Genomic DNA, 10,564 nt, shown 5'->3' with positions numbered 1-10,564 from the left:
GGCGCGGCCGGGCCCAACCCGCGCAGGCCGAAGGCCGAGCGGGGCGGGAGCGCCCCGGCCCGGTGCCGGGTGGGTGGCTCGATCCCGAGGCGCAGGCGGTCATCATCCGGCAAGGCACATCGCGCGTCGCGTTCAAGTCGATCCACTGCCCCACGCAAGGGCACCACGCGTCCCAAGGTCCGCCGCCGCCTGACCGATGAAGACATGCCGAGACATGTCACGCCACAGCCCGGCACAGCGGCGGCAACGCGCTGCCATCACGGTCATTCGCCCCCCTGATCGCGCCACCCGTTCGTCAGGCCGTCGAGATCGTCAGGCCCTCGCCATGCGCCACGTAGTTCAGCGTCCTGTCCAGCGGCCCCGCCGCGGCGTGGAGGGCCGCGAAATGCACCTCGGAAGGTCGCAGCGCGCGTCCTGCCGCCGAGAGGCCGAAGCGCAGGACCGACCACAGGTCTTCGTCCAGCGCGACGCGCGATGCCGTGGCCTCGAGCCGCCATTGGCCGCCCGGCCCATGGCCCAGAGTGATCGCAGCGCCCATCGGCAGCGCCGTTTCGGCGCAGAGCAGCATCAGGTAGGCCAGCTTGACCTGTGCGCGCGGCAGGTCGGCCTGCGCGCTCCAGTCGAGCGACAGCCGCGTCCCCTCCCACGGGGCGAGCGCGGTCGTCCGCGCCTCCCGCGCGCTCAGGACCTGGGTCGCCGCCGCCGCGCCGAAGGCGATGCGCAGGAAGCGCATCCGCGCCTGTGCATCGCGCACCGCGTCACGGATCAGCTCCATCTCGGGGCCGCGGACCGAGCCGGTCATCTCGAGCAGCTCGACCCCGTTGCCGATCGCGCCGAGCGGGTTCACGAGATCATGGCACAGCCGCGACGCGATCAGCTCGGCCAGGCTTTGCGGCCCTTGCGGTGACTGGTCATTCATGAAACGCACACTCCATGCAGGATGATCTGAGCGCGATACTGGAACCCGGCATGCTGGTCCGCAGCCCCGAGAACCCCGACTGGGGTCTCGGGCAGGTGCAATCCAACATCGCCGGCCGCATCACGGTGAATTTCGAGAACGAGGGCAAGCTTGTCCTCGATGCCCGGCATGTGTCGCTCGAGCTGGTCTTTCTCGACTGATCCATCGCATTCCCGCCACTTTGCGCGCCACCCTCGCACGCCCCGGTTAACACGAGTTTAACGCGGCCGAGGGTGCCGCGCGCAAGCCTGCGCGGTTTGCATCGGCGGTCGCGCCTGCTAAAGCCCGGCTGGGGTTGGGGCGTCGCAAGGGTGCGAAAAGGCGGACCATGGATCTGGACGACAGCCATTTCGAGCTGCGCCTCGCCGCGAGCGAGGCCGATCTTCATGCCGCGCAGCGCCTGCGCTACGATGTCTTCGTCGAGGAACTGGGCGGCGGCGGCGAGATGGTCGATCACGCGGACAGGCGCGAGGCCGACCGCTTCGATCCGCATTTCGACCACCTGATGCTGCTCGACAATCGCCGCCCCGCCGAGGATCGGGTGGTCGGCGTCTACCGCGTGATGCGCGAGGAGGCCGCGGCGCGCGCGGGGCAGTTCTACTCCGAGGATGAATACGACCTCACGCCGCTGCGCGCCTCGGGTCGGCGGCTGCTGGAACTGGGGCGGTCCTGCCTGCACCGCGACTATCGCGGGGGCACGGCGATGATGCATCTCTGGGCGGGCTTGGCCGATTACATCGCCGAGCATCGCATCGAGGTGCTGTTCGGCGTCGCCAGCTTCCACGGCACCGATCCCGCGCCGCTGGCCGGGCCGCTTTCGTTGCTGCACCACCGCCATCTCGCCCCGCCGGGCCTGCGACCCGTGGCGCGGCCAGAGGGGTATCAGCGGATGGACCTGATCGCCGAGGCCGATCTCGACCGGCCCGCCGCGATCCGGGCGACGCCCGCGCTGATCAAGGCCTATCTCAGGCTGGGGGGCTGCGTGGGGCAGGGGGCGTTCATCGACCGCGCCTTCAACTGCATCGACGTCTGCCTCGTTCTGGACGTGGCGACCATCCCCGAGAAACAGGGCGCACTCTACCGCCGCGGGGCCCAGACGTGAGCGAGACCTGGACCGGCCCGCCAGAGCCGCCGCGCCCCGCGCTCGGCCCCGGCGACTGGCTGCGCGTGTTGCGCCGGGGGGGCGCGGTGATCTTGCTGATCGCCGTGGCTTTCCCGATCCTGCTGGTGCTGCGTCTGCCCGAGCGGCTGGTCTTCGGCCTCGCGCGCCCGGTGACGCCCTGGATCACGCGGGGTGTCTGCATCCTGGCCTGTCGCCTGATCGGTCTCGAGCGGCGGGTGCGGGGCGTGCCGATGACCGGTCCTGGGGCCTATGTGGCCAATCATGTCAGTTGGCTCGACATCCTCGTTCTGAACGCCAGCAAGCGTCTCTACTTCGTGGCGAAATCCGAGGTGGAGGGCTGGCCCGGCATCGGCTGGCTGGCGCGCGGGACCGGCACCGTCTTCATCGTCCGCGACAGGAAACAGGCGGCGGCACAGACGCGGCTTTTCGAGGATCGGCTGCGCGCCGGCCACCGGCTCCTGTTTTTCCCCGAGGGCACCTCGACCGACGGGCGGCGGGTGCTGCCCTTCAAGACGACGCTCTTTCAATCCTTCCTCTCGGAACGGCTGCGCGACGTGCTGCAGGTCCAACCGGTGACGCTGGTCTACCACCCGCCAAAGGGCGCGCACCCGGCCTTCTACGGCTGGTGGGGCGACATGGCGCTTGGCCCGGCCATCCTGGCCACGCTGGCCACGCCCCGTCAGGGGCGGGTCGAGGTGGTCTATCACACGCCGCTGCGCGTCGCGGAGTTCCCCGACCGCAAGACCCTTGCCGCCATGGCCGAGGCCGAGGTCAGGGGCGGGTTCCCGCCAGATCGGCTGGCCTGATGCGGGGCCTGAGACTCAGAGCGCCGTCCAGCCGCCGTCCACGCTGATCGTCGTGCCGGTGATCTGGGCAGCTGCGTCCGAACACAGGAACACGGCGGTGCCGCCCATCTGCTCGACGGTGGCGAACGCCTTCGACGGCTGGCGCGCCAGCATCACCTCGCGCACGACGGTGTCGCGGTCCATGCCGTGCGTCTTCATCTGGTCGGGGATCTGCGCCTCCACGAGCGGGGTCAGCACGTAGCCGGGGCAGATGGCGTTGGCCGTGATCGGCTCTTCCGCGGTCTCCAGCGCGGTGGTCTTGGTCAGGCCGACGATGCCGTGCTTGGCAGCGATATAGGCCGATTTGTAGGGCGAAGCCGTCAACCCGTGGGCCGAGGCGATGTTGATCACGCGCCCCCAGCCCGCCTTGCGCATCATCGGCAGGGCGGCCGCCGTGGTGTAAAAGGCGGAACTCAGGTTGATGGCGATGATCGCGTCCCATTTCTCGGCCGGGAACTCGGGGATGGGCGCGACATGCTGGATACCGGCGTTGTTGATCAGGATGTCGCAGGCGCCCGCCTCTTCGATGAGCGCGCGGCAGTCGGCGCCCTTCGACATGTCGGCCTTGATGTAGCGCGCCGTGACCCCGCAGACGCTGGCGATCTCTTCGGCGAGCGCGTGATCCTCCTTGCGGTCGGTGAAGGAGTTCAGCACCACGTTCGCCCCCGCCTTGGCCAGTTCCCGCGCGATCCCGAGGCCTATCCCCGAGTTGGAACCGGTGATGACGGCGGTCTTGCCGGAAAGGTCGGTGGTGATGGCCATGGTCGTCGTCCTCGCTGGAAGCTTTGCGGCGACCCTAATGCTGCATCTGCGAAAGGAACAAGGGCGGCATGGCAGGCCATGGCCAAAAAAAACCCCGGCACGAGGCCGGGGTTAAGTCATTGAGGCAGGTTTCATACAGGCAAGAAACCTATCGAGCAGTGCCCTCTTTATAAGCAATGGCTTGGCCGATGTCCAACCGAAAAGTTTGAATCGCAAACTGCCCCCGGTTAGCCTTGAAGCCAACAGATACTGAGGCAGGAAGGATTGTTGCCAGATGAAGACGCAGTGTTTCGCGCGAATCGCGGTGGCCGCGGGCCTTGCGCTCGGGCTGGCCGGGGCAGGTATCGCGCAGCCCGTCCACGGAATCGCAATGTATGGGGAACCGGCGCTGCCGCCCGATTTCACCCATCTGCCCTATGCCAACCCCGACGCACCCACGGGCGGGCGGATCGTGACCGGTGAAACCGGCAGTTTCGACAGCCTCAATCCGCATATCCGGCAGGGCTCGGTTCCGTGGCAGCTGCGCTTCCTCGCCTACGAATCGCTGCTGGGCCGGTCCTGGGACGAGCCCTTCACGCTTTACGGTCTGCTCGCCGAGTCGTTGGAGGTCGCCGAGGATCATTCCTGGGTCGAGTTCACCCTCCGCCCTGAAGCGCGGTTTTCCGACGGCAGCCCCGTCACGGTCGAGGACGTGATCTGGTCCTACGAGACGTTGGGGACCGAGGGGCACCCGCGCTACCTCGGCGCGTGGACGCGCGTTCAGGGGATCGAGGCCGTGGGCGAGCGCACCGTGCGCATCACCTTCTCCGACCCCGACCGCGAGCTTGCGATGATCATGGGGCTGCGCCCGATCCTGAAGGCCGCGCAATGGGAGGGGGTGGCGTTCACCGAAAGCGGGCTCGACGTCATCCCGATCGGCACGGCGCCCTATGTCATCGACGATTTCGAGGCCGGGCGCTTCGTCTCGCTCCGCCGCAACCCCGATTACTGGGGGGCCGATATCGCCTTTCGGCGCGGCACCAACGTGATCGACGAGGTGCGGATGGAGTTCTTCGCCGACGGCACCGCCATGTTCGAGGCCTTTACCGCCGGCATCCTGTCGACCATGCGCGAGACCTCGGCGCAGTCCTGGGCCGAACGCTATGATTTCCCCCGCGTGCAATCGGGCGAGGTGGTTCTGTCCGAGGTGCCGCACCAGCGTCCTTCGGGCATGACGGGCCTCGTGATGAACACGCGGACGGCACCCTTCGACGACTGGCGGGTGCGCGAGGCCATGATCCAGGCCTTTCCGGCCGAATTCATCAACCAGACGCTGAACGGGGGCGTCGATCCGCGGATCACCTCCTATTTCGCAAACTCGCCGCTGGCGATGGGCACCGGCCCCGCCGAGGGGCGCGTGGCCGAGTTCCTGATGCCCTTCGAGGGCGTGCTGCTGCCCGGCGCGAGCGAGGGCTACGTGATGCCCGTCTCTGACGGGACCGAGCGCAACCGCGCGGGCATCGCCAGCGCGCTCGAGGCGCTGGAGGCGGCGGGCTACACGGTGCAGGAGGGCGTGATGACCACGCCCGAGGGCGCGCCCTTCACCTTCGAGATCCTGCTGCAGACCGGGTCATCCGAGAATGACGCCATCGTCAACATCTACACCGAGGCGCTGGAGCGTCTGGGCATCGCGGTCGAGGTTTCCCGCGTGGATGCCGCGCAGTTCCGCGAGCGGCGCGATGTCTTCGACTTCGACATGATCTACGAACGCTACGGCCTGTCGCTCAGCCCCGGCAACGAGCAATACAGCTACTGGGGCTGCGAGACGGTCGACGTGACCGGCTCGCGCAACCTGATGGGGGCCTGCCATCCGGCGATCGAGGCGATGATCGGACAGATGCTGAATTCCGAAAGCCAGGACGACTACGTCGCCGCCGTGCGCGCGCTGGACCGGGTGCTGACCTCGATGCGCTATGTCGTGCCCTTCTGGCACAACCCGGTCAGCCGCGTCGCCCACAATGCCGAGTTGCGCTACCCCGAGACAATCCCGATCTACGGTGACTGGATCGGCTGGCAGCCCGATGTCTGGTGGGTCGAGGAGTGATCGCCGGGCACCGGGTGCCGCGGCGGCCTGAAAGTCTGCGGGCGCGTTAAAGCTCCGTCGCGCGGCGGATACTCATCCGGGCGGCCCCGAGGGAACCGCCCGGCACTGGTTACGCGGCACTACCACGTTGATACCGTTTGCTCGGCCGGGCGATCCTGGGAGACCGCCCGGAACTCGTTACTGTCAATTATAACGTCAGAAGAACCCTAGCTTGTTAGGATTATAGCTCATTAAAATATTTTTCGTTTGTTGATAGTGGTCTAGCATCATTTTGTGGGTCTCGCGCCCGATGCCGGACTGCTTGTAGCCGCCGAAAGCCGCGTGCGCCGGGTAGGCGTGGTAGTTGTTGACCCAGACGCGCCCGGCCTCGATCGCGCGGCCGAAACGGTAGCAGCGGTTCGCATCGCGCGACCAGACACCGGCACCGAGGCCGTACATCGTGTCATTGGCGATGGCGAGCGCCTCGGCCTCGTCCTTGAAGGTGGTGACCGAGACCACGGGGCCGAAGATTTCCTCCTGGAAGACCCGCATCTTGTTGTGACCCTTGAGGATCGTGGGCTGGATATAGAAGCCCTCGGCCAGTTCGCCGTTGAACCGCGCGGCATCGCCGCCCACCAGCACCTCGGCGCCTTCCTCGGCCCCGATGGTCAGGTAGGACAGGATCTTGTCCTGCTGTTCGCGGCTCGCCTGCGCGCCCACCATGGTGGCCATGTCGCGGGGGTCGCCCTGAACGATGGCCCGGACGCGCGCGATGCAGCGTTCGATGAAGGCCTCGTAGATGTCCTCCTGCACCAGCGCGCGGCTCGGGCAGGTGCAGACCTCGCCCTGGTTGAAGGCGAAGAGGACGAAGCCCTCGACCGCCTTGTCGAGAAAGGAGTCATCCTCGGCCATCACGTCCGAGAAGAAGATGTTGGGCGACTTGCCGCCCAGTTCCAGCGTGACCGGGATCAGGTTCTCGGTTGCGGCCTGCATGATCTTGCGCCCCGTCTCGGTCGAGCCGGTGAAGGCGATCTTGGCGATGCGGTTGGAGCGCGCGAGCGGCGCGCCGACCTCGGCCCCCATGCCGTTCACCACGTTCAGCACGCCCGCAGGCAGCAGGTCGGCGATCAGCTCGACCAGCACCATGATCGCGGCGGGCGTCTGTTCGGCGGGCTTCAGCACGATGCAGTTGCCCGCCGCCAGCGCCGGGGCCAGCTTCCACGCGGCCATCAGGATCGAGAAGTTCCACGGGATGATCTGCCCCACGACGCCGAGCGGTTCGTGGAAATGGTAGGCGACGGTATCGGCGTCGATCTCGGACATCGTGCCTTCCTGGCTGCGCAGGACACCGGCGAAGTAGCGGAAATGGTCGACCGAGAGCGGGATGTCGGCCGCGGTCGTCTCGCGGATCGGCTTGCCGTTGTCCCAGGTCTCGGCCTGGGCCAGCAGCTCGAGGTTCGCCTCGAGCCGGTCGGCGATCCTGAGCAGCACATTGGACCGCTCGGCGGCGCTGGTGCGGCCCCACGCGTCCTTGGCGGCATGGGCGGCATCGAGCGCGAGCTCGACATCGGCGGCGTCCGACCGGGCCACTTCGCAGACCTTGGCGCCGGTGATCGGCGTTATGTTGTCGAAATAGCGCCCGTTCACGGGGGGCAGGAAGGTGCCGCCGATGAAATTGTCGTAGCGCAGCTTGAACGGCGAGGTGTAGTCGCTCGTGATCTGGGTCATCTCGTTCATTTTGGGAACTCCTCCAACGCGCCGGCATCCTCCACGCCGGGCTGTTCCCGAGATGACGGTTGGCCGCGCACCTGTCAGGAGGGGCAAGTCAGGGCCGGGGGGCCACCTGTCTCAGGACTGAGACAGGTTCAGCGGCTCTCGTCGATCCCGAGCCGCTTCATCCGCCGGTAGAGCGTCGCGCGCCCCACGCCAAGGGCGCGGGCGGCCTCCGAGACATTGCCCCCCGCGCGGGCCAGCGCGCGCATGACCGCGGCGCGCTCGGCCTTGTCGAAGCCGGTCGGCCCGTCCTCGCGCCCCAGCAGGTCGACGGTGGGCACCGGCGCAAGCGGCCCGGTCGAGGACAGGCCGAAGGCCCGCCGCGCGCCGCGCGTGGCCCCGATGACGATGTCGTCGCCATCGACTGCCAGAAGCGTCGCGGCCTCGGTCTCGGGCGTTTCGGCAACGAGAATGCGCGCCTTGGGAAAACTGGCGCGGAAACTGTCGGTCTCGATCTGGCGGGCGGTCTGGGCGACCATCGCGGCGATCAGCCGGTTGAAGCCCTCGGTCTGGTCGGCCCGTGCCGAGGACACGTCGAGCGCCGCGACGATCTCGCCCTCGGCCCCGTAGATCGGCGCGTCCATGCAGCTCATGGCTGTGTTGCGGGCGTGGAAATGCTCGTCGCGGTGGATGATGACATGCCGCCGTTCGGCAAGGCAGGTGCCGATGCCGTTCGTGCCCTCAGAGGCCTCGGACCAGTCGGCGCCGGGGGTCAGGCCCCAACTGTCGAAAATGGCGCGGTCGCCCTCGGAGCTGCGCAGGTCGAGGACCACGCCCTCGGCGTCGGTCAGCAGCACGCCGCAGCCGGAACTGCCGACCAGCTGATACAGCGCATCGAGCCGCGGCCCCGCCAGCCGCATCAGCTGCTCGGCGCGTTGGCGGCGTTCGCACAGCTGGGTCTGCTCGACCCGCTGCACGCCGTCTCGGCGGGCCGGGTCCAGCCCGTGCCGGTCGATCGAGCGCCGCCACGAGGCCGCCAGCCGCGACCGCGCCGCTGCGCTGGCGTCGCTGACCGTCGCAAGGACGCGGGTGACATGATGCGATGGATGCGTGATGTGCGTCACTCCTCCCTGACGGGAGGATATGTCAAACGGCGCTGACAGGATAGCGGCGCGATGTCACCCTTGCCGGGGCCTATTCCGCGGCGTCGGGCACCTGCGCCTCGACGGCCGCCTTGGCGGCATCGCCGTTGGGATAGACCAGCCCGGCCGAGATGATCAGTTTGGCCGCATCTTCCACCCCCATGTCGAGGACGATCACGTCCTTGCGCGGCAGGAACAGCAGGAAGCCCGAGGTCGGGTTCGGCGTGGTCGGCAGGAACACGGAGATCATCTCCTCCGGGCCGTGGCGGCGGGCGATCTCGCCCTTGGCGCTGGTCGAGATGAAGGCGATGGCCCAGATCCCCTTGCGCGGGTATTCCACGAGGCAGGCCTTCTCGAAATTCTGCTGACCCTGTTGCAGCACCGTCTCGACGATCTGCTTCAGTCCCGAGTAGAGCGAGCGGATCAGCGGGATGGAGAGCACGAGGCTTTCGGCCCAGCGGATGAGCGAACGCCCGATCAGCCCCTTGGCGACCCAGCCCACGACAAGGGTGAAGACGATGAAGGTGGCCACCCCGATGCCGCGGATGTCGACCTCGAGCCCGGTATACTGCCGGATCAGCAGCGCGGGATTGTAGGCGTTGGGGATCAGCGGCAACACCCAGCTGTCGATCCAGCCGAACAGCGACCAGATCAGCCAGATGGTGATGCCGATAGGGGCGATCACGATGATCCCGGTCAGGAAACTGGACCGGAGCGACGCGAACAATCCGCGTTTCGGCGGCGGGGGTGTTTCAGGCAGTTGCATCTGTGTCGCGGGGTCCGGGCCGGGGCAGGACGGTCGCGGGCCGCCACCGCCGTTCGTGCCCTATTTAAGAGGTGGCGCGGGGTCGCACAAGCGCCCGCCGTTCAACCCACGCGCGATTGATCGGCCAGCGCCGCAGCGATGCGCGCACCAAGCCGCGCGTTGTTCAGAACGAGGGCGATGTTGGAGTTCAGCGTGCGCCCGTCGGTCAGCTCGAACAGGCGCTGCAACAGGAAGGGGGTGACCGCCTTGCCCGCGATGCCCTGCGCCTCGGCCTCGGCCTGGGCCTGCGCGATCAGCGGCGCGAGCGTCTCGGCGGCGATCTCGTCGGGTTCGGGGATCGGGTTGGCCACCAGTTGCCCACCCGGCAGGCCGAGCGCGCCGCGCATCCGTTGCGCGGCCGCGATCTGCGCGGGCGCATCCATGCGCAAGGGCGCGGGCAGGCCGCTGTCGCGGCTCCAGAACGCCGGAAAGGCATCCTGCCCCACGGCGATCACCGGCACGCCGAGGGTTTCCAGAACTTCGAGCGTCTTGGGCAGGTCGAGGATGGCCTTCGCCCCCGCCGCCACCACGGTGACGGGCGTCTGCGCAAGTTCCTGCAGGTCGGCGGAGATGTCGAAGCTCTCCTCCGCGCCCTTGTGGACGCCGCCGATGCCCCCCGTGGCGAAAACGGCGATGCCCGCGCGCGCGGCGCAGATCATCGTCGCCGCCACCGTCGTGGCACCGGTCCCCCCGGTGGCGAGGCAGGCGGCCAGGTCCGCCCGGCTGAGCTTGGCGACGCCGCGCGCCTGCGCCAGCGCCTCCAGCGTGTCCTCTTCGAGGCCCACCCGGATCTCGCCCGCGATCACGGCGATGGTCGCGGGCACCGCGCCCGCCGCGCGGACCTCGGCCTCGACCCTGCGGGCGGTCTCGAGGTTCTGGGGGTAGGGCATTCCGTGGGTGATTATGGTCGACTCGAGTGCCACCACGGCGGCCCCTTCCGCAAGGGCTTGGGCGACCTCACCGGACAGGCGCAGGGGCAGGATGGTCATGCGATATCTCCCGAGACATAGGCCGCGGCCCCTTCGACGGCGGCGCGCAGCGCCTCCTCGGGGTCGGCACCGGCCAGTTCGGCGGCGATATGCGCCGCCATGAAAGTGTCGCCCGCCCCGGTGATCCGGCGCGCCTGCACCGGCGGCGGCACCGCGCTGAGGACG

General features: G+C 68.3%; 12 protein-coding genes. 5 read left to right on the top strand and 7 right to left on the bottom strand.

What is annotated here, in order from left to right:
• A partial coding sequence (locus QQK83_RS17600; protein ID WP_284266491.1) for a hypothetical protein occupies nt 1-200 on the top strand: 200 nt, incomplete at its 5' end.
• A gap of 95 nt (nt 201-295) precedes the next feature.
• Here QQK83_RS17600 and QQK83_RS17595 read toward each other — a convergent pair.
• Nucleotides 296-919 (bottom strand): histidine phosphotransferase family protein, encoded by a 624-nt coding sequence (locus QQK83_RS17595; protein WP_284266488.1) that lies wholly within the window; start codon nt 917-919, stop codon nt 296-298.
• A 14-nt stretch (nt 920-933) separates the two neighbouring features.
• Here QQK83_RS17595 and QQK83_RS17590 point away from each other — a divergent pair, with 14 nt between their 5' ends.
• From QQK83_RS17590 to olsA, 3 genes are all read left to right on the top strand, one after another.
• Nucleotides 934-1,119, top strand: coding sequence for a DUF3553 domain-containing protein (locus QQK83_RS17590; protein WP_284266486.1), 186 nt, complete (start codon nt 934-936; stop codon nt 1,117-1,119).
• Between the two features lie 167 nt (nt 1,120-1,286).
• Complete coding sequence (gene olsB, locus QQK83_RS17585) at nt 1,287-2,060, top strand: L-ornithine N(alpha)-acyltransferase (protein ID WP_284266484.1); 774 nt, start codon at nt 1,287-1,289, stop codon at nt 2,058-2,060.
• A complete protein-coding gene (gene olsA, locus QQK83_RS17580) occupies nt 2,057-2,887 on the top strand; it encodes a lyso-ornithine lipid O-acyltransferase (RefSeq protein ID WP_284266482.1) in 831 nt (276 codons plus the stop codon). Before olsB ends, olsA begins: the two co-directional genes overlap by 4 nt.
• A 15-nt stretch (nt 2,888-2,902) precedes the next feature.
• Here the strand turns inward: olsA and QQK83_RS17575 are convergent, their stop codons facing one another.
• Nucleotides 2,903-3,688 (bottom strand): 3-hydroxybutyrate dehydrogenase, encoded by a 786-nt coding sequence (locus QQK83_RS17575; protein WP_284266480.1) that lies wholly within the window; start codon nt 3,686-3,688, stop codon nt 2,903-2,905.
• Between the two features lie 274 nt (nt 3,689-3,962).
• On the opposite strand from QQK83_RS17575, the gene QQK83_RS17570 reads away from it, so the two are divergent.
• The gene (locus QQK83_RS17570; RefSeq protein WP_284266478.1) at nt 3,963-5,771 is read left to right on the top strand and encodes an extracellular solute-binding protein; all 1,809 of its coding nucleotides are present in this window, start codon (nt 3,963-3,965) and stop codon (nt 5,769-5,771) included.
• A 195-nt stretch (nt 5,772-5,966) separates the two neighbouring features.
• Here QQK83_RS17570 and adh read toward each other — a convergent pair whose 3' ends face one another.
• From adh to QQK83_RS17545, 5 genes are all read right to left on the bottom strand, one after another.
• Nucleotides 5,967-7,487, bottom strand: a complete 1,521-nt coding sequence (adh, locus tag QQK83_RS17565; RefSeq protein ID WP_284266477.1) for an aldehyde dehydrogenase — start codon at nt 7,485-7,487, stop codon at nt 5,967-5,969.
• Nucleotides 7,488-7,615: 128 nt separating this feature from the next.
• Entirely contained in the window at nt 7,616-8,578 is a 963-nt protein-coding gene (locus QQK83_RS17560; protein ID WP_284266495.1) for a GAF domain-containing protein, read from the bottom strand.
• 79 nt (nt 8,579-8,657) lie between these two features.
• On the bottom strand, nt 8,658-9,371 hold the full coding sequence (locus tag QQK83_RS17555; RefSeq protein ID WP_284266476.1) for a DUF502 domain-containing protein: 714 nt from the start codon (nt 9,369-9,371) through the stop codon (nt 8,658-8,660).
• Between the two features lie 101 nt (nt 9,372-9,472).
• Complete coding sequence (locus QQK83_RS17550) at nt 9,473-10,399, bottom strand: pseudouridine-5'-phosphate glycosidase (RefSeq protein WP_284266475.1); 927 nt, start codon at nt 10,397-10,399, stop codon at nt 9,473-9,475.
• Nucleotides 10,396-10,564, bottom strand: a 169-nt coding sequence (locus tag QQK83_RS17545; RefSeq protein ID WP_284266493.1) for a PfkB family carbohydrate kinase, incomplete at its 5' end; no start/stop codon positions are given. The genes QQK83_RS17545 and QQK83_RS17550, both read right to left, overlap by 4 nt.

The sequence above is a fragment of the Roseicyclus amphidinii genome (genome assembly GCF_030163755.1).
GTDB lineage: Bacteria > Pseudomonadota > Alphaproteobacteria > Rhodobacterales > Rhodobacteraceae > Roseicyclus > Roseicyclus amphidinii.
The sequence above is the reverse complement of the archived record's forward strand: the minus strand, read 5'-3'. Positions and strand labels throughout refer to the sequence as shown.

What these genes read in the sequence shown, in the direction of transcription:
- QQK83_RS17595 (WP_284266488.1), bottom strand. Translation starts at nt 919, where the DNA reads ATGAATGACCAGTCACCGCAAGGGCCGCAAAGCCTGGCCGAGCTGATC.
- QQK83_RS17590 (WP_284266486.1), top strand. Translation starts at nt 934, where the DNA reads ATGCAGGATGATCTGAGCGCGATACTGGAACCCGGCATGCTGGTCCGC.
- olsB (WP_284266484.1), top strand. Translation starts at nt 1,287, where the DNA reads ATGGATCTGGACGACAGCCATTTCGAGCTGCGCCTCGCCGCGAGCGAG.
- QQK83_RS17575 (WP_284266480.1), bottom strand. Translation starts at nt 3,688, where the DNA reads ATGGCCATCACCACCGACCTTTCCGGCAAGACCGCCGTCATCACCGGT.
- QQK83_RS17570 (WP_284266478.1), top strand. Translation starts at nt 3,963, where the DNA reads ATGAAGACGCAGTGTTTCGCGCGAATCGCGGTGGCCGCGGGCCTTGCG.
- adh (WP_284266477.1), bottom strand. Translation starts at nt 7,487, where the DNA reads ATGAACGAGATGACCCAGATCACGAGCGACTACACCTCGCCGTTCAAG.
- QQK83_RS17555 (WP_284266476.1), bottom strand. Translation starts at nt 9,371, where the DNA reads ATGCAACTGCCTGAAACACCCCCGCCGCCGAAACGCGGATTGTTCGCG.
- QQK83_RS17550 (WP_284266475.1), bottom strand. Translation starts at nt 10,399, where the DNA reads ATGACCATCCTGCCCCTGCGCCTGTCCGGTGAGGTCGCCCAAGCCCTT.